This window comes from Rhodococcus sp. BP-316 (assembly GCF_019836105.1).
In the GTDB taxonomy this organism is placed as follows: domain Bacteria; phylum Actinomycetota; class Actinomycetes; order Mycobacteriales; family Mycobacteriaceae; genus Rhodococcoides.
Map to the genome: position 1 here is coordinate 1 of NZ_JABUEE010000015.1, position 26,810 is coordinate 26,810.

Here is a 26,810-nt window from a genome sequence, read left to right on the forward strand (position 1 = left end):
GGCTTTGTTGCCGGCGTAGGTGAGGGCGTCGAGGACGGTGATCTCGATGTCGGGGCGGGTGCGGGCGGTCAGGTGCACGAAGTTCGCGCCGATGAACCCGGCGCCGCCGGTCACGAGCATTCTCATGGGCGGCACTTTACGTGGGAGAGCGGCGCGAAGCGCAGTCTGAAAGACTCGACCATCATGCGAGGAATCATTCTGGCCGGTGGCACGGGGTCGCGGCTGCATCCGATCACTCAGGGCGTGAGCAAGCAGTTGGTGCCCGTCTACGACAAGCCGATGATCTACTACCCGCTGACCACGCTGATGCTCGCCGGGATCCGCGACATCCTGATCATCACCACCGCGCAGGACGCCGAGCAGTTCCAGCGGCTGCTCGGTGACGGCTCCCAGTTCGGCATCTCGCTGACCTACAAGGTGCAACACGAACCCAACGGCCTCGCGCAGGCGTTCGTGCTGGGTGCCGAGCACATCGGCACCGAGGGCGCCGCGCTGGTGCTGGGGGACAACATCTTCTACGGCCCCGGCCTGGGAACGCAGCTGAGCCGGTTCGGGGACATCGACGGCGGCGCGGTGTTCGCCTACGAGGTCTCCGATCCCACCGCGTACGGGGTCATCGAATTCGACGAGAGCGGCACCGCCCTGTCCTTGGAGGAGAAGCCGACGCACCCGCGGTCGAACTACGCGGTGCCGGGGCTGTACTTCTACGACAACGACGTCATCGCCATCGCCCGCGACCTCGCCCCCTCCGCTCGCGGGGAGTACGAGATCACCGACGTCAACCGCCACTACCTCGAGGCGGGGACCCTGCAGGTGCAGGTGCTGCCCCGCGGCACCGCGTGGCTCGACACCGGCACCTTCGAATCGCTCCTCGACGCCTCCAACTACGTGCGCACCATCGAACAGCGCCAAGGCCTCAAGATCGGCGCCCCCGAGGAGGTGGCGTGGCGACGCGGGTTCATCACCGACGACGACCTGCGCGCCCGCGCGCAGACACTGCTCAAGTCCGGATACGGGGCATACCTGCTGGACCTGCTCGAGAGAGGACACCGACCGTGAGCTTCCGCGAACTGCGCGTCCCCGGGGCGTTCGAATTCACTCCCCGCCAGTTCGGCGACGACCGCGGGGTGTTCTTCGAATGGCACAAGGACTCCGCCTTCACCGCCGCCGTCGGCCACCCCCTCGAGTTGCTGCAGGCCAACTGCTCGGTCTCCGCCGCCGGGGTGCTCCGCGGGATTCACGTCACCGTCGACCCACCCGGGCAGGCCAAGTACGTCACCTGCACCCGAGGCGCGTTCCTCGACGTCGTGGTCGACCTCCGCAAGGACTCACCGACGTACGGCACCTGGGACTCGGTGCTCATCGACGACGTCGACCGCCGCGCGGTGTACCTGCCCGTCGGGCTCGGGCACGCGATCCTCTCCCTCGAGGACCACTCCACGGTGATGTACCTGTGCAGCCTCGAGTACACCCCCGGAGCGGACCGCGACATCCACCCGCTCGACCCCGACCTCGCCATCGACTGGCCCACCCACGGCCGCGACGGCACACCTCTGACCTACCAACTCTCCGACAAGGACGCCGCGGCACCCGCCTTCAAGGACTGGGCCTAGCGCAACTTGAAGATCACCGCTCGCTGGACCACGAAGTTGATCACCGTCGCGGTGCCCTGCGCGATGACGAACGCCGCGGCGCTGTAGAGGATCGTCTCGGGCCACAGGTGCCCGAACAGCGTGTACAGCACGTTCTGAACACCGAACGTCGCCGCGTACAGGACGACGACGGCCACGAACCGCGCCCGCGACGGCGGTGCCGCGAACGTCCAGCGCCGGTTGATCAGGTACGCGACGGTGGTGCCCACGACGAATCCCGCGGCCTTGGCCAGCGAGAGTTGCACGTCCAGGCCGTACTGCAGCGCGATGGTGATGGAGAAGTCGACGACAGCCGACAGCACCCCGGTGACGAGGAACCGGACGATCTGGGTACGCAGATCCAGCGCGTCGTCGGCGGTGTTCTCCGTGACGGGGATCTCGACGGGCAGAGGAAGGCGCTGGTGATCGTCTGATGACACAGAGCGTCAGCGTACTGGCCCTCTCACTGCCTGTAACCTGACGAACGATGTCCATCACCGAATTGCCACCCACCAGTGCGCGCACCCTCACCGGGTGGGCACGTACCTCGCCCACCACGGCGCAGGTGCTGACCACGTCCGATCCCGAGATCGTGGCCGCCGCCGTCCTCCAGGTCGCGGAGCAGAACGAGAGCAAGCCGTCCCATCTGCGGCGCGGCGTCATCGCCCGCGGACTCGGCCGTTCGTACGGTGACAACGCGCAGAACGGCGGCGGGCTCGTCGTCGACATGAGCGCACTGAACCGCATCCACTCGATGGACGCGGAGACGCACATCGTCGATGTGGACGGTGGAGTGAGCCTGGACCAGCTGATGCGTGCGGCACTGCCGTTCGGGTTGTGGGTCCCCGTGCTCCCCGGCACTCGTCAGGTGACCATCGGCGGCGCCATCGGGTGTGACATCCACGGCAAGAACCATCACAGCGCCGGCAGCTTCGGCAATCACGTGCGCTCGATGGAGCTGCTGCTCGCGGACGGCACAGTCCGCCACATCACGCCCGACGGCGACGACGCGCCGCTGTTCTGGGCCACGGTGGGCGGAAACGGCCTGACCGGCATCATCCTGCGGGCGACCATCGAGATGACGCCGACCGAGACCGCGTACTTCATCGCCGACGGCGACGTGACGGCGAGCCTCGACGAGACCATCGCGATCCACAGCGACGGCAGCGAGAGCCGATACGACTACTCGAGCGCCTGGTTCGACGCCATCTCGGGTCCGCCGAAGCTGGGACGTGCGGCGCTGTCGCGCGGATCGCTCGCGACCCTGGACCAGCTGCCGGCGAAGCTGCAGAAGGATCCGCTGCGCTTCAGCGCGAAGCCGCTGCTGACCTTCCCCGACGTGTTCCCCAACGGCCTCGCGAACAAGTACACGTTCGGACCCATCGGCGAGCTCTGGTACCGCAAGTCGGGTACCTACCGCGGCAAGGTGCAGAACCTGACGCAGTTCTATCACCCGCTCGACATGTTCGGGGAGTGGAACAGGGCCTACGGCCCGGCCGGATTCCTGCAGTACCAGTTCGTGGTGCCGCCGCAGGCCGTCGGCGAGTTCAAGAAGATCATTCACGACATCCAGCGCTCGGGGCACTACTCGTTCCTCAACGTCTTCAAGCTCTTCGGGCCGGGAAACCAAGCGCCACTGAGCTTCCCGATCGAGGGCTGGAACGTCTGCGTCGACTTCCCGATCAAGGAGGGTCTCGGCGCGTTCGTCGCGGACCTCGACCGGCGGGTGCTCGAGTTCGGCGGACGGCTCTACACAGCCAAGGACTCCCGGACGTCCGCGGACACGTTCCACGCGATGTACCCGCGCATCGACGAGTGGATCGCCGTTCGGCGATCCGTCGACCCCACAGGCGTCTTCGCCTCGGATATGGCCAGAAGGTTGGAACTGCTGTGACGATCGATGCTGTGGGCGACCCGCAGACCATTCTCGTACTGGGTGGCACGAGCGAGATCGGCCTCGCGATCACCGAGGAGTACCTCTCGACGTCGTCGGCTCGCGTGATTCTCGCGGCGTTGCCCAACGATCCCCTGCGTGACGCGGCCGTCGCTCAGCTGACGGCCAAGGGCGCCAAGTCCGTGGAGGTCATCGACTTCGACGCGCTCGACACAGCGTCGCACCCGAAGGTCATCGACGAGGCCTGGTCGAAGGGCGACGTCGACGTCGCGATCGTGGCGTTCGCGGTGGACTTCGATCCGGAACTGCTGTGGCAGGACCAGAACAAGGCCGTGCTCACGGCCAACATCAACTACACCGCGTCGGTGTCGGTGGGTGTGCTCCTCGGCGAGAAGATGAAGGCGCAGGCCTTCGGTCGCATCATCGTCATGTCCTCCGTCGCGGGCGAGCGCGTGCGGCGCTCCAACTTCGTCTACGGCTCCACCAAGGCCGGACTCGACGGGTTCTACCTCGGTCTCGGGGAAGCCCTGCGCGAGTTCGGTCCTCGCGTCACCGTCATCCGTCCGGGCATGGTGCGCACCAAGTTCAGCGCGCACGTCAAGGAAGCGCCGCTGACGGTGGACAAGGAGGACATCGCCAAGCTGGCCGTGTCCGCGTCCCGCAAGGGCAAGGATCTGGTGTGGGCTCCGGGGCCCTTCCGTTTCGTCATGATGGCGCTGCGGCACGTCCCGCGTCCGATCTTCCGCAAACTCCCCATCTGAGCAGGGCCATGCCGAACAGAGTCATGCGGACGGCTCTGAGTACCAGCGCAGAGGCCGTCGCCGCGGCAGTCGTCGCGGCCGCGGTGGCGGCGGTCGGTCTGTACGCCTTCTCCCTGGTGCAGTGGCCGGCGTTCAACTCCTCCAACGTGACTCGCGCGGTCGCGACGGTCGGGCAGGTGGCTGCTCTCGCCGTGCTGGCCGCGTCGGTGGTGATGCTCCGGCTGCGCCGCTCCCCCCGTGTCGCGACCCTGCTGTCGTGGATCGGCCTCTCCGGATTCGTCACCGTCACACTCGGCATGCCGCTGGCCGCCACGAAGCTGTACCTGTTCGGCATCTCGGTGGATCAGGAGTTCCGCACCGAGTACCTCACTCGCCTCACCGACTCGCCGGCACTGGCCGACATGACCTACGCCGACCTCCCGCCGTACTACCCCGCGGGGTGGTTCTGGGTCGGCGGCCGGATCGCGGACGCGCTCGGTACGGCCGGGTGGGAGGCCTACAAGCCCTACGCCATCGCGTCCCTCGCCGTCGCCGCCGTGGTCTCGCTCGTGCTGTGGCGCAGTCTCGTTCGGGCGGACCTGGCAGTACTGGCCGCGCTCGGCGTGACGGCCCTGATGCTGGCCTACGGTTCACCCGAGGCCTACGGCGCCACGATCGCAGTCATGATCCCGCCCGTGCTGATCCTGGCGTGGGGTGCACTCCATCGCCCGGGGTCGACGCGCAGCGCAGGATGGGGAGCCGTCGTCGGCACCGGCCTGTTCCTCGGTGTCGCCGCGACGGTCTACACCCTCTATCTCGGTATCGCGGCCTTCACCGTCGTGCTCATGGCGGTGGTCGCGGCGGTCCTGCGCTATCGGGAGAACCGTTCCCTCGCAGTGCTGCTCGACCCGGCACTGCGCCTCGTCGTCATCGCAGGCATCTCCGGGCTGCTCGCGCTCACCGTCTGGGCGCCGTACCTGCTCGCGTCGCTGACGGGCAGCACGGCGGAGAGCGGAACCGCTCTGCACTACCTGCCGGAGTCCGGGTCCGAGCTGCCCTTCCCGATGGCGCAGTTCACCCTCACGGGCGCCCTGTGCCTCGTCGGTACTCTGTGGATCGTGGTGCGAGTCCGTGATTCTCGCCGTGCGCAGGCCCTGGGTCTCGGCGTCGTCGCCGTCTACGGGTGGTGCCTGCTGTCGATGCTCGCCACTGTCGCGGGTACCACCCTGCTCGGCTTCCGACTCGAGGCGGTGCTGGTGCTGATCCTCGGCGCCGCGGGCGTGTTCGGCTTCGTGGAGGGCGCTCGGGCGCTGTACCTGGTGGCGAGTGAGTCGCCCCGGGTCCGAACCGTCTCCGTCGCGGTCGGGATCGTCGGTGCCGTCGCCTTCGCCCAGGACATCCCCCACGTCCTGCAGAACGAGATCACGGTGGCGTACACGGACACCGACGGCGACGGAGTCCGTGCCGATCAGAGACCACCGAGCGCCGTGTCGTACTACGGCGAGGTCGACGCGGCACTCCAGGAGGCGCGGCCCGGTCCGCGGACCGACACGGTGTTGCTCACCTCGGACACGACGTTCCTCGCGTACCACCCGTATTTCGGGTTCCAGGGGCTGACGTCGCACTACGCGAACCCGCTCGCCGAGTTCGCCGCCCGCGCCGACGCCATCGAGTCGTGGAGCGATCTGCGCAGCAGCGACGAACTGATCGCCGCCCTCGATGCCCTGCCGTGGCGCGCCCCCGACGCGTTCCTCTTCCGTCGCGGCGCCGACGGTTACACGTTGCGTCTCGCGGAGGACGTGTACCCCAACGATCCGAACGTGCGCCGCTACACCGTCTCCTACCCCGAGTCGCTGTTCGACGACCCTCGGTTCGAGATCCGCGAGATCGGTCCGTTCGTCCTCGTCGTGCGCACGTGACCGCCCGCCGGGCGGACCTCCTCGCTGCCACCGTCTACACGCTGCTGTCCGTGCTGGTGCTGCACAACCAGTGGCAGCACCTGCAGTCGCAGTACCTCCGTTTCAGCGGCCAGGACCAGACCATGTGGGAGTGGTTCTTCGCCGTGACCGCCCGCTCGGTCACCCATCTCGACAACCCGTTCTTCTCCGACCTGCAGAATGCGCCCGACGGCGTGAACATGATGGCCAACACCGCGATGCTCGGCCTGTCGGTACCTCTGACACCGATCACTCTGGCCTTCGGACCGGCGGCCACGTTCACCCTCGCCCTGACGCTCGGGCTGGCGACCACCGCTTACGGGTGGTACTTCCTGTTCTCCCGCACCGTGATCCGGTCACGTGCGGCCGCGGGTCTCGGCGGGCTCCTCTGCGGGTTCGCGCCGGGCATGATCTCGCACGCCAACGCCCACCCCAACTTCGTCGTGCTGGGAGTCCTGCCGTTCATCCTGTATCTGCTCGTCCGCATGGCCGACGCGGAGAACACTCGCCGTCGCCGTCACGCCGTCGTCCTGGGTCTCCTGGTGGCGTGGCAGGTGATGCTCGGCGAGGAGCCGCTCCTCGTCTTCGCGGTCGCCGTCGCCCTGATCACGGTGCTGTACTGGGTGTTCCGGCCGCGCCGGATCGTCCCCATGGTCCGGCACGCGGCCCTGCCCGTGCTGGGTGCCGCACTGCTGACAGCGGTGCTCGTCGCGGTACCCCTGTGGTGGCAGTTCCGCGGGCGACAGCACTACAGCTACCTCGACCACAATCTGCCCGGGAACGATCTGGTGTCACTCTTCCGGTTCCCGCCCCAGTCGCTCTGGGGTGCAGCGTTTCCGATGGACGACGTCGCCCTGAACCCCACCGAGCAGAACGCGTACTTCGGCATCCCGCTGCTGCTTCTCGTCGTGGTCTCCGCCGTGGTGCTGCGCCGTCGTCCGATCGCGGTGGCCGCCTTCGTGTCGATCCTGATCCTCGGCGTCGCCTCGCTGGGCGTCGCCCTCGTGGTCGACGGGACGGAGACCGGCATCGCCCTGCCCGGCGAGTACCTCGACCGGATCCCGCTCCTGCAGTCCGTCCTCGAGACCCGGTTCGTACTGGCCGCGGTGCCGGCCATGGCGCTGCTGATCGCGATGGTCACCGATCACGTCCTGACCGCACCCGCGTCGCGCCGCGTCGCCGTGGTGTGGACGGGCGCTCTCGCCGTCGCACTCGTCCCCCTCGCACCGACACCGCTGCCGACGGCCGACCGGGGAGAGACCCCGTCGTTCCTGGCGGACGGGACGTGGCGGGAGTACGTCGACACCGACGACCCGGGATCGATCGTCACCGTGCCGGTCCCGAATCCCGGCACCGCCGCAGCGCTGCGCTGGCAGGTGGACACCGGGCTCGAGTACCGCATCGCCGGTGGCTACTTCGTCGGACCGAGCGGACAACCGGACGGGGAGGCGAAGTACGGCGCGATCGATCGACCCACCGCGAAGCTGCTCGGCACCGCGGGACGCACCGGCATCGTCCCGACACTGAACGACGATCAGCGACGCACGGCGCGAGAGGACCTCGCGTTCTGGGATGCCGACGTGGTGATGCTGCCCCCGACCGAGAACCAGGACGCACTGCGCGACACCGTCGACGATCTGCTGGGTCGCACCGCCACCGAGATCGACGGCACGTACGTGTGGGACGCCCGCTGACGGTCGCGGATTCTGGCGGGGCGGGTCTCGTCGCCTAGCATCGTGGCGTGCCGACAACCGCCGAGACGACGACCGAACCACCGGCCCCGGCGTCGAGACCGAGTCGATTCGCCTTCGGGAAGGCCGGAGGCCGGTCGGGACAGTTCGCCACCACGCGCATCGTCGCGATCGTCACGGGTCTGCTCGGTACCCTTCTGGCGATCCTCACCCCGCTCCTGCCCGTCGAGCAGGACGCCGCGTCCGTCACCTGGCCGCAGGACGGCTCGTTCACCAGCGTCGAGACGCCCCTCGTCTCGTACAACCCGCTCTCGCTGTCGGCCACCGTCCCGTGTTCCGTTCTCGCCGACGCCGCGCCGGGCAGCCTGGTGCTGTCCACCGTCGCGCCGCAGTCACCGGACGCCCGGCGCGTGGGCCTCGTGGTCACACGGACCGACGCCGGCGACGTCACCGTCGTGCTGCGCGACCAACTGCTGCTCTCGGTGCCCGCGGACACCGTGGCCGGTTGCGATGCGCTCACTCTCACCTCGACGCCGGAGAGCACCACCGCGGCGGTCGGCGATCTCACCGGCACGGCCCCGGGCGACGTGCGCCCCCAGACCGTCGGGGTGTTCAGCGACCTGACCGGATCCGCACCGGCCGACATGTCGGTACGCATCGACGTGGACTCCCGGTTCTCCTCCTCACCGTCGACGCTGAAACTGCTCGCGATCGTGCTGGGGTCGCTCCTGGTCATCGCGTCGCTGGTCGCACTGCACCGGCTCGACGACGCCGACGGCCGGCGCGCACGGCGGTTCTTCCCCCGGCACTGGCTCCGGGTCACCGGCGTGGATGCCGTGGTCGTGGGGACGCTGCTGCTGTGGCACGTCATCGGCGCCAACACCTCGGACGACGGATATCTGCTCAACATGGCGCGGGTCTCCGAGCACTCGGGATACATGGCCAACTACTACCGGTGGTTCGGCGTGCCCGAGGCGCCCTTCGGCATGCCGTACTACGACATGCTGGCCGCACTGGCCAAGGTGTCGACCGCCAGCCCGTGGATGCGCCTGCCCGCGCTGATCGCGGCCGTCCTGTGCTGGCTCGTCATCTCTCGGGAGGTCATCCCGCGCCTCGGTCGCGCGGTGCGCACCCGACCGGTGGCCGTGTGGACGGCCGGTCTGGTCTTCCTGGCCTTCTGGCTGCCCTACGACAACGGCCTGCGTCCCGAGCCGATCATCGCACTCGGCGCTCTGCTCACCTGGTGCTCCATCGAGCGCGCGGTCTCCACCGGGCGCCTGCTACCCGCGGCCGTGGCCGTGGTGATCGCCGCCTTCTCCCTCGCTGCCGGACCCACCGGCCTCATCGCGATCGCCGCGTTGCTGGCCGGCGCGCGCCCGGTCATCCAGATCGTCGTCCGTCGGCGCCACGCCGTCGGACTGCCCGCGCTGCTGGCCCCGATCCTCGCGGCGGGCACCGTGGTGCTGTTCGCCGTGTTCGCCGACCAGACCGTCGCCTCCGTCCTCGAGGCCACCCGTGTCCGATCCGCGGTCGGACCCAACGTGAAGTGGTTCGACGAGCGGTACCGCTGGGACGCTCTGCTGAACATCGCTCCGGACGGGTCGCTCGCCCGCCGCTTCGCCGTCTTCGCGATGCTGCTGTGCCTCGTGACGTGCCTCGTCGTGATGCTGCGCCGCGGCGGCCGAATCCCGGGAACGTCGACCGGTCCGTCCCGCCGCATCCTGGGCATCGTCGCCGGAGCCCTCGCCCTCATGATGTTCACGCCGACCAAGTGGACGCACCACTTCGGCGTCTACGCCGGGCTCGCAGGGTCTCTCGCCGCGCTCGCCGCCATCGCCGTGATGTCGGCGACGGAGCGTTCACCGCGCAACCGGACTCTGTTCACGGCCGCCGTCCTGTTCCTCACCGCGCTGGCGTTCACCGGGTCGAACGGGTGGTGGTACGTCTCGAGCTACGGCGTGCCGTGGTTCGACAAGCCCCCGTCCATCGCCGGCAAGGGCTTCGCGACGCTGCTGCTCGGGCTCACCGTGCTGACGCTCGCGTACGCCGCGTGGCAACACTTCCGCGCGCCCTACGTCGGCGCCCAGCCGGCGCGGACCCGCCGCTTCAGCGGGGCCTCGCTCACCGTCGTGGCCGGCCTCGTGGTGCTGTTCGAGGTGTTGTCCCTGCTCAAAGGGGCGGTGTCGCAGTACCCCGCGTACTCGGTGGCCCGGTCCAACGTGAACTCGATCCTCGGTCAGTCGTGCGGCCTGGCGCGCGACGTCCTGGTGGAGACCGATCCGAACGCCTCGATGCTGCAGCCGCTGAACCCCGAGCCGGGCGCCGACCCGCTCGCCGGGACCGCCAGCGTCGGCTTCACCCCGAACGGCGTCGCCGGCGACCTGAGCGCCGATCGCGAGAACTCGGGTGCGACGGGCGGAGCCAACTCGGTCGACCCCTCGGACACCGATCAGCAGGCCACCGCGAACAGCGCGGGCACCGGGGGCGGCACCACCGCCGGCACCGGCGTCAACGGCTCGCGGATCGCGCTGCCGTTCGGGCTGGACCCCGCGACCACGCCAGTTCTCGGCAGCTTCGGCTCCGGTGACGCCGCGCCGGCGAGCCTCACGTCCGGCTGGTACGCGCTGCCCGACGCCGCGCAGCGAGACTTCCTGTCCGTCACCGCCGCGGGTCGTATCCGCTCGGTCGACGCCGACGGCATCGTCACGCCGGGGCAGAGCCTCGAGGTGGAGTACGCCACGGTCGGCGCGGACGGTGCCGAGGAGATCCTCGGACGCGTCGCGCCCATCGACATCGGCCCGCAACCGTCGTGGCGCAACCTGCGGGTCCCACTCGACCAGGTCCCGCCGACCGCGAACGCGGTGCGGCTCGTCGCCTCCGACGAGGATCTGGCGGGCGACCAGTGGCTCGCCGTCACCCCGCCGCGCGCACCGCAGACCACCGTTCTCAACGACGTCGTCGGGTCCACCGACCCGGTGCTGCTGGACTGGTCCGTCGGACTCGCGTTCCCGTGCCAGCGGCCCTTCGACCACCGCTACGGAGTCGCCGAACTGCCGGAGTGGCGCATCCTGCCCGACCGCAACGGTGCCGAGGCCACCAACGCATGGCAGGACTCCGTCGGCGGCGGGCCCCTGGGCTGGACCGGACTGGTCCTGCGCGCGGAGACGGTACCGACCTACCTGGCGGACGACCTCCGTCGCGACTGGGGATCCCTCGAGCGCTATCTGCCCCTCGACCCGGACGCGGTGGCCGTCGAACCCGACGTGACCACGTCGTCGCGTTCGGGCATCTGGTCGCCCGGACACATCAAGTACCAGTAAGTAACCAGCGAGTGCAGCAACCGGATCACGGTCGCATAACATCGGGAGCCGTGCCCGACGCCCTCACCTCTTCGCCGACCGCGCCGACACCTGCCGGCCCGGATCGCTCGGTGGACGTCCGACAGCAGTACCGCACCACCCGCCTCGTGGCGATGGTGGCGGGGGTTCTCGGTGTTCTCTTCGCGATTCTGACCCCGTTCCTTCCGGTCACGCAGGACGACGCCGTCGTCCAGTGGCCGCAGGACGGCACCGTCGACAGTGTCGATGCACCCCTGATGTCCCAGGTGCCGGTCTCGGTGTCGGTCTCCATCCCCTGCAGCGCCGTCGCGGACGTGCCGACCGCGGGCGGCATCCTCCTCTCCACCGCGCCGCCGCAGGGCGAGGGCGCCGCGCTGAACGCGATGTTCGTCCGCGTCGGCGAGAACACGGTCGACGTCCTCGACCGCAACGTCGTGATCGTCTCCGCCCCACGCTCCGAGCTGCAGTCGGCCGCGTGCGGGGCGATCACCTTCACGTCCACCATCGATGCCACGTCCGCGTCGTTCGACGGGCTCGTGGACGCACAGGGCAATCCCCGCGCGGGTCAGCTCGGCGGCGACCTGCGGCCCCAGGTGGTCGGCGTCTACTCCGACCTCGCCGGCAGCGCCGCGCAGTACCCGGGCCTCGACGTGTCGATCGCCGTCGACTCCCGTTTCTCGTCGTCGCCCACCGTGCTCAAGCTGCTCGCCATGGCCGCCGCCATCGCCTGCACGGCGCTCGCACTGAGTGCGCTGGCCAGGCTCGACGGTGTCGACGGCCGCACCCACCGCCGCTTCTTCCCCGCGCACTGGTGGAAGGTCACCGGTATCGACGCGGTGGTGGTCGGCGCACTCGCCGGCTGGCACTTCTTCGGCGCCAACACCGCGGACGACGGGTACCTGCTCACCATGGCCCGCGTCTCCGAGAACGCCGGCTACATGGCCAACTACTTCCGCTGGTTCGGTGTCCCCGAGGCGCCCTTCGGCTGGTACTACGACGTGCTGGCCGCGTTCGCCAAGATCTCGACGGCGAGCCCCTGGATGCGCCTGCCCGCGCTGATCGCCGGCATCCTGTGCTGGCTGGTCATCAGCCGCGAGGTGGTCCCGCGCCTCGGGCGCGCGGTGCGCGTCAACTCGGTCGCCGTCTGGACCGGCGGACTGGTCTTCCTCGCCTTCTGGCTGCCGTACAACAACGGGCTGCGTCCCGAGCCCGTCGTGGCCCTCGGCGCCCTGCTCACGTGGTGCTCCGTCGAGCGCGCCATCGCGACCGGACGGCTGCTCCCCGCCGCCATGGCAGCGCTGATCGGCGCCTTCACCCTCGCCGCCGCACCCACCGGCCTCATGTGTGTCGCCGCGATCCTGACGGGCATCCGGCCGCTGGTGCGCATCGTCGTCAAACGGCACCGCATGGTCGGGACGCTGCCGCTGCTGGCACCCATCGCCAGTGCCGGCGTGCTGGTCCTCATCGTCGTCTACGGGGACCAGACCTTCGCGGCGGTCCAGGAGTCGACGCGTGTGCGCACGCTCATCGGTCCGAACCTGCCCTGGTACAACGACTTCCTGCGGTACTACTACCTCTTCGTCCAGACGGTCGACGGATCGGTCGCCCGCCGCTTCGCCTTCCTGACCATGCTGCTGTGCCTCTTCACCACGGTGTTCGTCCTGCTGCGGCGCAAGCGGATCCCGGGCGTCCCGTCCGGTCCGGCGTGGCGTCTCATCGGTGTCGTCTTCGGCACCATCTTCTTCATGATGTTCAACCCGACGAAGTGGACCCACCACTTCGGGGTGTACGCCGGCATCGCCGGTTCGCTCGCGGCGCTCACCGCCGTCGCGGTCTCGGCCAGTGCACTGCGGTCGCGGCGCAACCGCACCGTCTTCGTCGTCGGTCTCGCCTTCGTTCTCGCACTGTCGTTCTCGGGCATCAACGGGTACTGGTACGTCTCGAGTTACGGCGTGCCGTGGTTCGACAAGGTGGTCTCGGTCAAGGGGATCCAGTCCAACACCGTGCTGCTGATCCTGTTCTTCGCCGCCGTCGGACTCGCGGCATGGCACTATCTCCGCGAGGGATTCGCTGCGCCGCAACCGAAGCCCGGAACCGAACGCGGGCGGCGCATCCGCAAGTTCGCGGCCGCGCCGCTCACCGTGGTGGCCGGGTTGCTGGTCCTGTTCGAGATCCTCTCGCTCCTCAAGGGTGCCGTCTCGCAGTACCCCGCCTACTCGCTCGGTCGCTCCAACGTGCAGGCGTTGGCCGGCAACAGCTGCGGACTGGCCGGGGACGTCCTCGTGGAGTCCGACCCGAACGCCGGTGTGCTGTCGCCACTTCCGGGACCGGTGGACACTGCCACGGGCCCACTGGGCGGCGCCGAGCCCGTCGGCTTCACACCCAACGGCATCCCCACCGACCTCAGTGCCGACGCCGTGGAGGTCAAGCCCGGACAGGGCAACACCGACCAGCAGTCCGTGGGCGCGTCCTTCGAGGAGGGCCAGTCCTCCGGTACCGCGGGTGGTGTCGGCGCCGCCGGCGTCAACGGCTCCACCGCGCGCCTGCCCTTCGGGCTCGACCCCGCCACGACACCCGTCCTCGGCTCGTACCAGACCGCGGTGCAGACACCGGCCTACGCGACGTCGAGCTGGTACGGCCTCCCCGCGCGCAGTGACGACGCGCCCCTGGTGGTGGTCAGTGCGGCCGGCCGCATCTGGTCCGAGAACCAGGAGACCGGCGAGAACACGTACGGTCAGTCGCTCCGCGTCGAGTACGGCATCCGGCAGCCGGACGGCTCGGTGCAGGTCCAGGGCGACTACCTCCCCAAGGACATCGGCCCGGCACCGTCGTGGCGCAACCTGCGCATCCCGCTCGACGAACTCTCCCCCGATGCGGACGCCGTGCGTGTGGTCGCCAACGATCCCAACCTCACCGGTGACCAGTGGCTGGCCTTCACGCCGCCCCGCGTGCCCGTGGTCGTCCCGCTGCAGGAGGAGATCGGCACGACGCAGCCCGTCCTGCTGGACTGGGCCGTGGGGTTGCAGTTCCCGTGCCAGCGTCCGTTCGACCATCTCGACGGCGTCGCCGAGGTGCCGAACTTCCGCATCCTGCCCGATCGCGGGTTGGCGGTCTCGTCCACCGACACGTGGCAGGCCGCGGAGAACGGTGGCCCGCTGGGCTTCACCGAGATGCTGGCGACACCCACCACCGTCCCGACGTACCTGAACCACGACTGGGGACGCGACTGGGGTTCGCTCGAGCGCTACGACAGGTTCGATCCGAGCGCGTCCGCAGCGACCGTCGAGGTCACCGAGCAGACCCGGAGCGGGCTGTGGTCGCCGGGGACGCTGCGGGTCTACTAGACGGCGTTCGTCACCCCGTGGGCTCCGCCGGCGCGATCGGCGACGGGTGTGAGCACGAGTTCGAAGCGGGGACGCCGTCGAATCGGTCCTGCAACCAGTCGACCGCCACCAGGCCGCCGACTTTAGCCGTGTCCTGGTGTGCCACCTGGCCGATCCAGGCGACGTCGGACTCGGGAGACGGTGCGGCGCAGGCCGTCCGGGCCAGCAGCGCCGTCGTGTTCGGGAGGACGACCGTGTCGGCGAGGCTCTGGACGACGAAGAGGGGTACGTCGACGCGCGAGAGGTCGATGGTCTGATCCGCTGCGGCGGCAGCCCAGTCCGGGTTCTGCATGGGGTCGGAGTCGAAGAACTGCTCCCCCTCGGCGCGCTCGAGCAACAGTTCGGGCAGTTCGTCCGTGATGCACCCGTCGGCGAGCGACCGGTAGCGCGACATCGCCGCATCGCCGAGCACCCCCTCGAGCGGCAGGTCGGGATACACGACCGGCCACGAGACCGCGACGCTGGGCCCGATCCCCCACGCCACGAACGTGTTCCACTGTTCGGAGAACAGCGGACCCAGCAGCGCCGCGGGTGCTGCCGCCGCCGCGCCCACCGACCGGAGCTCGGGCGCGTAGTCGGCGAACATCGCCGTGCCGATCGCCGCGTGACCACCCTGCGAGTGCCCGAACGTGGCGTACACCGAACTCGCCTGCGCCGGAGCGTGATCACGCGCCGCCCGCACCGAGTTCAGAACGTCCTGCGCCTCGCTGCGGGCGATCAGATAGTAGGTGTCACCGGCGGTGCCGAGGCCCGTGTAGTCGGTCGCCGCGACGACCCACCCGCGCTCCATCACGGACGGCAACCAGTTCGTGAAGTCCAGGGTGTCCATCGTCGGGTGGTACCGCCGCGACGGGGTGCACTCGTCTCCGAAGCCGAGCGTGCCGTGAGACCACGCCAGAACCGGACGACCACCCGGCGGCGCCGGTGCCGTCGGCACGATGAGCATTCCGGACGAGACGGCGGGCGACCCGTCGGGACGCTGGGTGCCGTAGAGCATCCGGTAGGCCGTGCCGCCGGGCACGTCCAGATCGTCGATCGGCTCGATGCGGATCAGCTCGCCCGGCGCGGCAGGCGTGTCCGGTGACTCGTAGAACGACGCGATCGACTCCTGGAACCGCGCATCGTCGCGAGACGTCGTGGACGACCGCGTGATCACCACCGCCACCACCGCGGCCACCACCAGCACCACGACCGCTCCGACGCAGGCCAGGACGACCACGGTCCGTCTCATGGCAGCACGATAGCCCCGGCGGAACTAGATCGGGAACAGATGTTGCTTTCTCGGTCGCGGTTCCTTCGCCTTGTCGCGCAGGATGTGCAGGGCCTTGCGGATCTCGAGACGCGTGGTGGACGGCTCGATCACGGCGTCGATGTAACCGCGCTCGGCGGCCACCCACGGCGTCGCCACGTGCTCATTGTAGAAGTCGATGAATCCCTGACGGATCGCCGGAGCGTTGTCGCCCGCCTCGGCCAGCTGCTTGCGCGCCATGATCGACACCGCACCCTCCGCGCCCATCACCGCGATACGTGCTGTGGGCCAGGCGAAGTTGATGTCGGCGCCGAGCTGCTTCGACCCCATCACCGCGTATCCGCCGCCGTACGACTTGCGGATCACGATGGTGACCTTGGGGACCGATGCGCACACGTACGAGAAGATGAACCGGCCACCGCGCTTGATGACGCCGATCTTCTCCTGCTCGAGCCCCGGCAGGAATCCCGGTGTGTCCGTGACCAACACGAGCGGGATCTCGAAGGCGTTGCAGATGTTGATGAAATGAGACGCCTTGTCGCTGCTCGCCGCGTCCAACGCTCCGCTGAGGTGCATCGGCTGGTTGGCCACCACTCCCACCGGACGACCGTCGACGCGGGCGAACCCGACGATGATGTTGGACGCGGTCTGTGCGGTGAGTTCGTGGAAGTCACCGTCGTCGAAGATCCGCAGCAGGATCTCGTGCATGTCGTACCCGGCGTTGTCCGAGTCCGGCATGAAGGTGTCCAACGAACGATCGTCGTCCGTGATGGTCGGCTCGAGGCCGGGGTTGATGACCGGCGGCTGCTCGTGGCAGTTCGACGGCAGGTACGACAGGTACTTGCGCACCCACTCGAACGCTGCCTTCTCGTCCTGAGCCACGTGGTGCACGTTGCCGTACTCGGCCTGCTTCCGGGCACTCCCGAGATCGTGGAGGCTGACGTCCTCGCCGGTGACGGACTTGATGACGTCCGGGCCGGTGACGAACATGTAGGCCTCTTCGGTGGCCACGATGATGTCGGTGTTGATCGGCGCGTACACGGCGCCGCCGGCGCACTTGCCCAGGATCACCGAGATCTGCGGGCACATGCCGGACAACGGTTCCTGCCGACGACCGAGCTCCGCGTACCAGGCCAGCGACGTGACGGCGTCCTGCACACGCGCGCCGCCCGAGTCGTTGATACCGACGCACGGGCAACCGACGTCCGCCGCGAACTCCATGATGAGCGCGACCTTGCGGCCGAACATCTCGCCGACGGTGCCGCCGAACACGGTCTGGTCGTGCGAGAACACGGCGATCGGTCGGCCGTCGACCGTGCCGTGGCCGGTGACCACGCCGTCGCCGTACAGCGAGTCCTGGTTGCCGGGCGCGCGAACGAGGGCGCCGATCTCGACGAAGGAACCCGGATCGAGCAGCATGTCGATGCGCTTGCGCGCACTCGGAATGCCCTTCTTCGCGCGCTTCGCGATGGCGACGTCCCCTGCGGGTTCCCGCGCCACCTCCAACTTCTCGCGCAGTTCGGCCAGCTTGGCGGCAGTGGTGCTCACGTGTGCGACTCGCTTCCCTCGGGCGTGATCGACGCCGAAATGTCTCGCATCTTGCCCGTCAGATCCGCGGCGATCGCGCGGATGTACGGCTCGTCGATCACCGCGAGGTGGTCACCGCCGATGTGCACGATGTCCAGATTCGGTGCGAACGGCGCCCAGCCGCCGTGCGGCTCCCGCTTGCCGAGCCGAGGCTCGAGCGCGATGGCGTCGTCGTGGTACTTGTCCGCCATGTAGAGCGTGACGTCCCCGTCGTAGTGCTGGGGCCGGGCGGTCTGGATCGCGCGATTGTCCAACCAGGACGTGCGCTGGTGCTCGATGATGCCGCTGGGGATCTTGGCGCTGCTCATCTTGACCATGTCCATGATGATCTTGATCTGGCCGTCGTCGTCGGCCCGTGCCAGCTTCTCGTACGGCAGCGGGTAGTCGACGTTGTAGAGCTTCTTGCCCACCTGCGCGTAGCGCTTCCAGCGGAGCTCGATCTCCTCCGGGGTGTCCGGGATCGGCTCGTACGGCATGACGGTGTCGATGAGCCCGACGTAGCGCACGTCGGCGCCCTCCTCGCGGAGCATCGTCGCGACGGCGTACGAGAGCACACCGCCGAGGGACCAGCCCATCAGCACGTACGGCCCGTCGCCCTGGATCTCCCGGAGCAGGGGCAGATACTCGCGGGCGCGATCCTCGATCGGTCCCTCCGTGCGCTCGAAGCCGTACATCGGCGTGTCCGCCGGGAGTCGCTTGAGCAGCGGCTCGTACACGACGCACGAACTGCCCGCGGGATGGAAGACGAACACCGGCACCGCGGTGGAGCCCTCCGGGCGAGCGCGCAGCGTGCGCACCAGTCCGGTGACGTCGCCCGACTCGAGGAACGGCCGCACCACGTCGGCGAGCTGCTCGATCGTCTCCGAGTCGAGGATGTCGTCGAACGTGATCTCGCCCTTCGACCGCTCGCTCAGACGCTCCGCGAGCTTCTCGGCCGTCGGATCGTCCAGCACAGGAAGGGGATTGAAGATGCCCCTGGCGGACTGCCCCGTCACGACGGCCCACGTCGCGAAGGTGAGGCGCTCCGCGGCGTCACGCGGTGCGACGTCCGTCCCGGTCGCCTCCGCGAACGACTGTGCGTCGCCCACGTCGGTCACCGCGTCGGAGACGGGCGCCTCGAACGCCGTCGCCGTGGTCGGGCCCGCCTGGCCGCTGTCGGATCCCGGTACGGTCTCGTCGACCACCGTCTCGGGCTCGGCGATCACCGGATCGGGCTGTGCGACAGGGGGTTCCTGCTCGGGCGTCTGATCGGCGGCCTGCTCGGCCGTGCGCTCGCGTTCCTGCTGCTCGGCGAGCGTCGCGACCTCCTCGCGATTGTCCAGCGCGTAGCGGAGGTACTTCTCCACCTCACGCAGGCTGGCGTCGCGCACGGCCTGCAACTGCACCTGGGGGATGTCGAACTCGAACTCCACGCGGTTCTTGATGCGCACGGCCATCAGTGAGTCGAGACCCAGTTCGATCAACGGGATCTCGGCCGGCAGATCCTCCGGCGCGTACCCCATCGACTCGGCGACGATGATCGCGAGACGATCCTCCATCGTCTGGGTCCCGTTCGGGATCCAGCGATCGCCGAAGTCGTCGACGACCTCGGGTTCCTCCTCCACGAACGGAGCCGCCGCGGCGGAATCGCCTGCGGGGGCCAGCGATCCGACACTGCCCGCCGCGGTGACCACGGCGTCGGCGACCGGCACGAAGAGGGTGCCGTCGTTCCAGTGCACCTGGAGGGACGCACCGCCCGGATGCGGGGTGAGCGTGGTGGTGAGCGAACCGGTGGTGGGCACGGGGCGCTGCGTGACCACGGCGCCGACCGTCACGTCGCCCAGCACCTCGCCGGCGAGTGTCGACACCAGATCTCCGATGGCGGACACACCGGCCACCGGTGTCTCCCAGACGACGCGGCCGTCGGGCAACGCGACTCGCGCGCCCCCGGCGCTGCCGCTGCCCAGATGCACCGCGGCGTCGATCCAGTGGTGTTTGCGCACGAAGGCGGTGCGTGGCGGTTCCGCGTACTCGCCGGGCCCGAACAGACTCGACAGCGTCACGGCATGGCCGTGCACGTAGAGGTCGGCGAGTGCGGCGAGGAACGTCGCGGGCTCGCTCTCCTTGCGCTTGAGCGTCGCGATCAGCGTCGCGTCCGGGACACCCGTCGCCCAGGCCGTGGCGGCGACGGACATCAGCGCCACCGGATTGGGCGACAACTCCACGAAGGTGGTGTAGCCGGCATCCACGGCCAGCTTGACCGCCTGGGTGAACCAGACGGGATGGCGCATGCCCTTGGTCCAGTACTCGACACCGTGGATCGGCTCGTGACCCGCGCGGTAGAACGCTTCCCTGTCCACCGACGAGAACACCGACACGGCGAGTGGGGTGGGCTCGATGCCCATCAGTTCGGCCGCGAGCTCGCCCAGCAACGGATCGACGGCCGAGGTGTGTCCGGCGCCCTTCACGTCGAGGATGCGGCCCATCTTGCCGAGCGACTCGGCGTACTCGACAAGCTGTCGCACCGGCTCGGCCGGTCCGCCCACGGTCGTGTGCGTCGGCGCTGCGTACACGCTGGGCTCCACCCCGGGGAAGCGATCGGTGAGGTCGGCGACCTCCTGCGCGGAGAACTCCACCAGCGCCATCGCGCCGGCCTCGGCGTCGCCGAGACCTTCCTGGCCCTCGCCGAGCAGTCGCGAACGCGCCACGATGATGCGCACCGCGTCCTCGAGGTTCAGACCACCGGCGGCGTACGCGGCGGCGACCTCACCCATCGAGTGGCCCACCACCGCGGTCGGCGCAGCGCCGTACGCACGCAGGGTCTCGACGAGCGCCACCTGGATCGCGAAGATCCCGACCTGCGAGTTCTCGAAGTCGTACGTGAGCGAGTCGTCCGAGACGATCGCCCGGATCGAGTACCCGGACTCGTCCTCGATGAGGGCGTCGACGCGATCGAGCGCCGCGGCGAACAGCGGCTCGGACGCGTAGAAGTCCTTCGCCATCGTGCGGTGCTGCGCACCGAAGCCGGAGAACACCCACACCGGGCCGTTGGACGCGGGCGCGTCGGCGGAGAACACGCCGGGGCCCGGCTTGTTGTCGGCGACGGCGCGCAGTCCGGCGACGGCCTCGGCACGCGTCGTGGCGAGCACGACGGCGCGGGAGCGCCCGTGATTACGACGGGCGAGGGACCGACCGAGAGCCTCGAGGTCCGTGGTGCTGCCGACCTCGGACTCGATCCAGTCGGCCAGATCCGATGCCGCACGACGACGGCGCGACGGCATGCTCGCCGACACGGCGAGGAGAACGGGTCCCGGCTCCGGCGCCTCCGCGGACGCGGCCGGAGACGCCGACACACCCGCGAGTACCCGCTCGATGTCCGCCGGCGTCTCCTCGGGAACGCCCACGGGCTCCCCGATCAGCGCTTCCGGATCGACCGCTGTCGAATCGAACTCCGGCGAATCGAACTCGGGTGCGCCGGCAACGCTCGGCGCCGACGCGGCGGGAACGTACTCGCGGACCACGACGTGCGCGTTGGTGCCGCCGAAACCGAAGCCGGAGACACCGGCGATGGCGGTGCCGGAGTACCGGGGCCAGTCCGTCGCGGTGTCGACGACGCGGAGCCTGGCCGCGTCGAACGGAATGTAGGGGTTGGGTCCGGCGTAGTTCAGGGACGGCGGCACCTGGTTCTCGCGCATCGCGAGAATCACCTTGATGAGCCCCGCGGCGCCCGCGGCACTCTCGAGGTGGCCGAAGTTCGTCTTCGCGGAACCGAGCAGCGCGGGCTTGTCCGCGTCGCGTCCGCGGCCGACGACGCGACCCAGTGCATCGGCCTCGATGGGGTCGCCGAGGATGGTGCCGGTGCCGTGCGCCTCGATGTAGTCGACGGTGGTGGGCACGATGCGGGCATCGCGGTAGGCGGTCCGCAGGACGTCGGCCTGGGCGTCCGGGTTGGGCGCGGCCAGCCCGTTCGACCGACCGTCCTGGTTGACCGCGCTGCCCGCGATGACCGCGAGCACGGTGTCCCCGTCGCGCTCGGCGTCCTCGAGACGCTTGAGCACCACCAGGCCGCCACCCTCCGAGCGGATCATGCCGTCGGCGTCCGACGAGAACGCCTTGATGCGGCCGTCGGGTGCGAGCACGCCGGTCTGCCCGAATCCGAGCGTCGCGGCGGGCGAGAGCAGCATGTTCACGCCGCCGGCCAGGGCCAGGCTCGACTCGCCGGTGCGGAGGCTGCGCACCGCCTGGTGCACGGCGACGAGGGACGACGAGCACGCGGTGTCCAGCGCGACGGACGGCCCGCGGAAGTCGTAGAAGTAGGACACGCGCCCCGCGACGACGGCGGTCGACGTGCCGGTCAGTGCGTAGGGGTGCGGGTCGGGATCGCTGACGGCGATCATCTGGTAGTCGTTGGTCGACGTGCCGATGAAGACGCCGACCTGCGTGCCCTTGAGTTCGTTGGCCGGAATCCGCGCGTCCTCCAGCGCTTCCCACGTCAGCTCCAGCGCGAGGCGCTGCTGCGGGTCGACGTTGGCCGCCTCGCGCGGCGACATGGCGAAGAACTCCGCGTCGAACGTCTTGACGTCGTCGAGGTACCCGCCGCGGGTCACCGTCTTCTCCACCGCCTCGGCGATGGCACGGTCGCCGAGGAACTCGGACCACCGGCCCTCGGGCAGATCGGTGATGCCGTCGCGTCCGCCGGACAGCATGTCCCACATCTCGTCCGGCGTGTGGCCGGCACCCGGGAAGCGGGTGGACACGCCCACGACGGCGATGTCGTGACTGTCGTCGGTGGTGCCGGACAGGTAGAACGCGTCGTCGGTGGTGCCGCTCTCCGACTCGGGCTCCCCGTCGATGATGCGTGTCGCGAGCGAGGCGATCGTGGGGTGCTGGTACGCGACCGTGGCCGTCAGCGTGACACCGACCAGATCCTCGATGTCGCCGCTCAGCGCGACGGCGTCGCGGGACGCGAGACCGAACTCCTCCATCGGACGGTCGTCGGAGATCTCCGAGACGTCCTTGCCGGTGGCCTCGGCGACCCAGGCGCGGAGCCAGTCCCTCAGCTGCGCGACGGTCATGTCGCCCGCCTGCGGGGCCCCGGCGTCACCTGTCGGCTCCGGTGCGGACGTCGTTGTCTCTTCTTCAGCCATCAGCTCGCCAAACTACCCGCGTCGGGTGATCAGTCTTCGGGATTGTCGGGGAACGCCGTCTGCTGGTAGCCGCCACGCAGCGTGCCCTCGATGTACGCCGCCTTGCAGGCCCGACGCGCGATCTTGCCGCTGGACGTACGCGGGATCGAACCGGCGGGAACCAGGAGGATGTCGCGTGCCGTCACGCCGTGGCGAGTCGAGATCGCCGCACGCACGGTGTCCGCGATGGGCTGCGGATCCGCCTTGCCGGCGCCCGGCGCCCGCTCGGCCACGATGACCAGCTGCTCCGACGAGTCACCCGGGTCTCGGGTGAGTCCGGCGCCGCCGTGCTCGAAGACGAAGTCGGGAAGCTGGTTCGCGGGCACGGCGAAGGCCGCCACGAAACCGGGGCGCAGGGCCGTGCTCGCGTCCTGGGCGGATGCCTCGAGGTCCTGCGGGTAGTGATTGCGGCCGTCGACGATGACCAGGTCCTTCACGCGACCGGTGATGTAGAGCTCGCCGTCCACGTAGACACCGAAATCGCCGGTGCGCATCCAGTTCGCGCCCTCGGCCGCACCGTCGGCGTGGCTGTTCTCCGTCTGGCGCGAGACCAGCTTGTTGTGGAAGGTCTCCGAGGTCTCCTTCTCCCGGCCCCAGTAGCCCTTGCCGATGTTCTCGCCGTGCAGCCAGATCTCACCGACGTGCCCGTCGGGAACCTCGGACGCGGAGTCGGCATCGACGATGGCGGCCCACTGGCTGCGTGCGACGTAGCCGCACGACACCTGCGGAATGGAGTTGGGCGTTCCCTCGGCGACCTGGACGACACGTCCGGAGTTGAGCTCCGTGCGGTCGACGTGGATGACCTTGGCCTCGTCCGAGTGCTTGGTGGAGGAGACGAACAGTGTCGCCTCCGCCATGCCGTACGACGGCTTGATGGCCGTCTTCGGCAGTCCGTACGGCATGAACGCGTCGTTGAACTTCTTCATCGACGTGGTGGTGACCGGCTCGCTGCCGTTGATCAGGCCGATGACGTTGGACAGGTCCAGCGACTCGCCGTTCTTCGGCAGGCCGCGCTGTGCCGCGTGCTCGAACGCGAAGTTCGGTGCGGCCGCGAATGTGCCGGCACCGTCGGACACGGCGGCGAGTTCCTTGATCCATCGCCACGGCCGCTGCACGAAGGCACGCGGGCTCATGATGGTGATGTACTTGCCGCCCAGCGCCGGCAGGATCACGGTGAGCAGGCCCATGTCGTGGAACAGCGGCAGCCACGTGACGCCGCGCGAGTCGTGGTTCAGCTCGATCGCGTCGACCATCTGCAGGGCGTTGACGCCGACGGCGCGGTGCGTGATCTCCACACCGGCCGGCACGCGGGTCGATCCGGACGTGTACTGCAGGTACGCGATCGCGTCGATGTCGGTGGGCGGCTCGGTCCAGGTGGCGCCGACGCTGTCCGGGATGGCGTCGACCGCGATGATGCGGGGGCGCTGCGCCGCGGGAAGAGCGCGGAAGAACTGGCGTACACCGGCGGCCGAGTTGGTCGCGGTGAGGATCGCCGACGGCGAGCAGTCGTCGAGCACGGCGTGCAGGCGGTCGCTGTGTCCGGGCTCGTCCGGATCGAAGAGCGGTACCGCGATGGTGCCCGCGTAGACGGCACCGAAGAACGCCACGACGTAGTCGAGGCCCTGCGGAGCGAGGATCGCCACGCGGTCACCGGGCGACGTCACCTGCTGCAGGCGCGCGGCCACGGCGCGCAGACGGGCACCGAACTGCGACCAGGTGAGCTCGTGCACCTCACCGTCACGCTCCCGCGAGTAGTCCACGTAGCGGTAGGCCAGGTCGTCGCCGTTGTCCGCGACGTTCTGCTCGACGTGGCGGACCAGCGTCAGATCCTCGCGGATCACGATGTTGCCGGTGTCGTCGACGAAATCGTCGAACGAGTTACTCATCATTCTCTCCTCCGAAGCAGTGCGACACCGCCGGCTACACGACACCGCCCATTTCTGATGTGGGCGCGGTCTGCTGGATGCACGCGCTCGTTCTCGAGCGTCGCCATCTTACTCACCGGTAAGTCTCACCGGTCCCGCTCACCGATCGTGACAGCGAGAACCACAAGCATGGTACAGACCCGCCGAGCGACGACCGTCATTCTCCCGCCAGCAGCGGAATGACCGGAGCGAAGGCGTCCATCTGCGTCGGGAAGACACCGACGTACGACATCGTCGTCCGGGCCCGCACGTTCCGGATCTGGTCCGCGATCTCCTCGAAGTTCCCGATCGCGATGTACGGCGACTCCAGGATCTGCTCGACGGTCAGACGGGCGTCGACCTCCATGTTGGGCGGGAAGCCGTTGTCGAGCGCACCGATGACCATCTCCGCCGTCTGCTCCCGATCGTCCGAGATCAGGATGGTCGTGATGGTCCAGTTCAGCTCGATGTCGGCGAACCGGTCGCCCGCAGCGGCGCGGATGAGCTCGACACGCTCGATGCTCTTCTCCATGGTGATCTCGGACAGCTTGAGCTTGCCCTCGCGCGTGGTGCTGGGGACCAGGGAGATGATGTCGGCGTGCTTGGCTGCCATCGCGAGCATCTTCGGGCCGCCGCCGCCCACGGCGATGGGAGGCCGGGGGCCCTGGCGCGGCCGCGGGCTGCCCTGCAACCCGTTCACCTGGTAGTGCTTGCCCTGGAAGTGGCACTCCTGCCCGCGCATCAGGGTGTCGAGAATGGTGAGCGACTCGTCGAGCTTCTCGATGCGCACACCGGGGCTCTCGTAGGCGATGCCCGCCTTGTCGTACTCCTCCTTGAGCCAGCCCGCACCGATTCCCAGCTCGAGCCGTCCGCCGGAGATCTGGTCGATGGTCGTCGCGTCCTTCGCCAGCACCGCCGGGTGACGGAAACCGTTCGCGAGGACTGCGGTCCCGAGGCGGATCTTGTCGGTGGCGACGGCCAGCGCGCCGAGCGCGGCGATGGGGCCGACCTGGTTGCCCAGGTGGTCGGGAATCATGAAGCTGTCGAAACCCAGCTCCTCCGCCTTCTGCGCCAACTTCACGAAACGCCGTGCGCCGCCCTCGTCCGGGTTGCCCTCACCGCCTGCCGCGAAGCGGAACGTGCGCAGTGGCGCAGTGGTGGCCGCGGCGTCGGCAGAACTCATGAATTTTCTCTCCTGCAGCGTCGAGGGAAGGTGCGGTGGCCGGAGTCGAAGCCGACTCGCCACTCTAACCGTTACCGGCTCGAGACCAAAGTTGCCCCGCGCAGCACCTTCCGTCAGCTGTGAGCAGGCGTCGGAGCCGACGCGACGAGCCCCGCCGCCCAGTTCGCCGTCCACTGTGTGGCGGTGGTGCCGGCGTCGTCTACGACGTACCGAGCGTAGTTGCCGTGCACCGGATTACCCGCCGCACCGGCCAGTGCGGTCAGCGACGACGGGATGTTGCGGAGCGACATCGCCTCGGGCGGCGCCGCGCAGATGAGGTCGCCGGGAGCGCAGATCGAGAAGGTCCGATCGGCGAGCGCACCGAACCCACCCTGGCGGGCACCGGTCATGGTGATTCCGGGTACGTCGAGACCGCCGAGAGCCACCTCCGCGCCCACGCCGTCCACCGGCGGGCCGATCTGCTGCGCGCTGGTGCCGTCGCGTCGGCCGTCCGCGATGACGGTGACGCCGAGGACTCGCTCCGCCGGAACCGGACCCGCCCCTGCGCCGATCGACGCGGCGAGATCGCCGACGATGACTGCTCCCTGCGAGAACCCTGCGAGCACGTAGGACGTGAGCGGGCACTCCGAGGACCGCTGCGCCAGGATCTCGTTCGCCTTCGCGGCGCCCTCCGACCGGCTGACGTTGTACGAGGCCTGGCCGTCGGGCGGGAACGCGATGGGATTGGAGAACTGCGCGACGTACGGAACCGTGTAGACCTCGGCGCGCTCGGGGCCGAACTGCTGCTGCAGCGGCTGAGTCACGTTCAGCATCAACGAGATCGGGTTCGCGGTGGGAGCGTAGGGATCGTCCGCCGCGTTCGACTCCCACGTGCCCGGCACCGAGAGCACGAACACGTCGGGGCACGACGCCGGCTGCGAGGTGGGCGGCTCGGCACCGGGAACCTGCGGCTCACCGGGACCGGGTGTCGTCAGTCGACCCGCGAGCAGGTACCAGAGCAACAGCAGGACGAGGACGACGACGAGCGCGACCGCGAGCAGGACGAGCAGTGTGCGCGCCACCGAACGCCGACGCGGCGGCCCGGGCCGACCGGATCGTGTCACGAGGC

The 26,810-nt window shown here is 69.2% G+C and carries 16 protein-coding genes; 8 read left to right on the plus strand and 8 right to left on the minus strand.

The genetic code is table 11. The features are described 5' to 3' along the window. On the minus strand, positions 1-126 hold a 126-nt coding region (locus HQ312_RS21220; protein ID WP_222640846.1), incomplete at its 3' end, for an NAD-dependent epimerase/dehydratase family protein. A 57-nt stretch (positions 127-183) separates the two neighbouring features. Between HQ312_RS21220 and rfbA the strand changes: the two genes are divergently transcribed. Both rfbA and HQ312_RS21230 read left to right on the plus strand, forming a co-directional pair. Further along, the gene (gene rfbA / locus HQ312_RS21225) at positions 184-1,059 is read left to right on the plus strand and encodes a glucose-1-phosphate thymidylyltransferase RfbA (protein WP_027507342.1); all 876 of its coding nucleotides are present in this window, start codon (positions 184-186) and stop codon (positions 1,057-1,059) included. After that, on the plus strand, positions 1,056-1,613 hold the full coding sequence (locus tag HQ312_RS21230) for a dTDP-4-dehydrorhamnose 3,5-epimerase (RefSeq protein WP_222641408.1): 558 nt from the start codon (positions 1,056-1,058) through the stop codon (positions 1,611-1,613). Before rfbA ends, HQ312_RS21230 begins: the two co-directional genes overlap by 4 nt. On the opposite strand, the gene HQ312_RS21235 is transcribed toward HQ312_RS21230, so the two are convergent. Next, on the minus strand, positions 1,610-2,071 hold the full coding sequence (locus HQ312_RS21235) for a GtrA family protein (RefSeq protein ID WP_082544389.1): 462 nt from the start codon (positions 2,069-2,071) through the stop codon (positions 1,610-1,612). The genes HQ312_RS21230 and HQ312_RS21235 overlap by 4 nt on opposite strands. Before the next feature lie 47 nt (positions 2,072-2,118). Here HQ312_RS21235 and HQ312_RS21240 point away from each other — a divergent pair, with 47 nt between their 5' ends. From HQ312_RS21240 to HQ312_RS21265, 6 genes are read left to right on the plus strand one after another with little or no spacing between them, the layout of a single operon-like run. Continuing rightward, the gene (locus HQ312_RS21240) at positions 2,119-3,525 is read left to right on the plus strand and encodes an FAD-binding oxidoreductase (RefSeq protein ID WP_222641410.1); all 1,407 of its coding nucleotides are present in this window, start codon (positions 2,119-2,121) and stop codon (positions 3,523-3,525) included. Then, positions 3,522-4,286 carry a decaprenylphospho-beta-D-erythro-pentofuranosid-2-ulose 2-reductase gene (locus HQ312_RS21245; RefSeq protein ID WP_027507284.1) on the plus strand — a complete coding sequence of 255 codons (765 nt, stop codon included), beginning with the start codon at positions 3,522-3,524 and terminating at the stop codon, positions 4,284-4,286. Before HQ312_RS21240 ends, HQ312_RS21245 begins: the two co-directional genes overlap by 4 nt. An 8-nt stretch (positions 4,287-4,294) precedes the next feature. Beyond that, a complete protein-coding gene (locus HQ312_RS21250; RefSeq protein WP_261782542.1) occupies positions 4,295-6,184 on the plus strand; it encodes a galactan 5-O-arabinofuranosyltransferase in 1,890 nt (629 codons plus the stop codon). Next, a complete protein-coding gene (locus tag HQ312_RS21255) occupies positions 6,181-7,896 on the plus strand; it encodes a DUF6541 family protein (protein ID WP_222641412.1) in 1,716 nt (571 codons plus the stop codon). The genes HQ312_RS21250 and HQ312_RS21255 overlap by 4 nt, the downstream gene beginning before the upstream one ends. A gap of 47 nt (positions 7,897-7,943) precedes the next feature. Then, positions 7,944-11,213, plus strand: a complete 3,270-nt coding sequence (locus tag HQ312_RS21260) for an arabinosyltransferase domain-containing protein (RefSeq protein WP_222641420.1) — start codon at positions 7,944-7,946, stop codon at positions 11,211-11,213. A gap of 50 nt (positions 11,214-11,263) precedes the next feature. Continuing rightward, positions 11,264-14,575: an arabinosyltransferase domain-containing protein gene (locus HQ312_RS21265; protein WP_222641428.1), complete on the plus strand. Its 3,312-nt coding sequence runs from the start codon at positions 11,264-11,266 to the stop codon at positions 14,573-14,575. 10 nt (positions 14,576-14,585) lie between these two features. Here HQ312_RS21265 and HQ312_RS21270 read toward each other — a convergent pair whose 3' ends face one another. The 6 genes from HQ312_RS21270 to HQ312_RS21295 form a co-directional block, all read right to left on the minus strand. Further along, entirely contained in the window at positions 14,586-15,845 is a 1,260-nt protein-coding gene (locus HQ312_RS21270; RefSeq protein WP_222641430.1) for a lipase family protein, read from the minus strand. Between the two features lie 24 nt (positions 15,846-15,869). After that, the gene (locus tag HQ312_RS21275) at positions 15,870-17,411 is read right to left on the minus strand and encodes an acyl-CoA carboxylase subunit beta (protein ID WP_222641432.1); all 1,542 of its coding nucleotides are present in this window, start codon (positions 17,409-17,411) and stop codon (positions 15,870-15,872) included. Beyond that, positions 17,408-22,576 carry a polyketide synthase Pks13 gene (gene pks13 / locus HQ312_RS21280; protein ID WP_374198320.1) on the minus strand — a complete coding sequence of 1,723 codons (5,169 nt, stop codon included), beginning with the start codon at positions 22,574-22,576 and terminating at the stop codon, positions 17,408-17,410. The genes HQ312_RS21275 and pks13 overlap by 4 nt, the downstream gene beginning before the upstream one ends. 29 nt (positions 22,577-22,605) lie before the next feature. Then, positions 22,606-24,501 carry a long-chain-fatty-acid--AMP ligase FadD32 gene (fadD32, locus tag HQ312_RS21285; RefSeq protein WP_027507279.1) on the minus strand — a complete coding sequence of 632 codons (1,896 nt, stop codon included), beginning with the start codon at positions 24,499-24,501 and terminating at the stop codon, positions 22,606-22,608. 196 nt (positions 24,502-24,697) lie between these two features. Beyond that, positions 24,698-25,702 (minus strand): LLM class F420-dependent oxidoreductase, encoded by a 1,005-nt coding sequence (locus tag HQ312_RS21290; protein WP_222641434.1) that lies wholly within the window; start codon positions 25,700-25,702, stop codon positions 24,698-24,700. A gap of 113 nt (positions 25,703-25,815) precedes the next feature. Further along, a complete protein-coding gene (locus HQ312_RS21295) occupies positions 25,816-26,805 on the minus strand; it encodes a cutinase family protein (RefSeq protein ID WP_081821493.1) in 990 nt (329 codons plus the stop codon). Between the last annotated feature and the right edge of the window lie 5 nt (positions 26,806-26,810).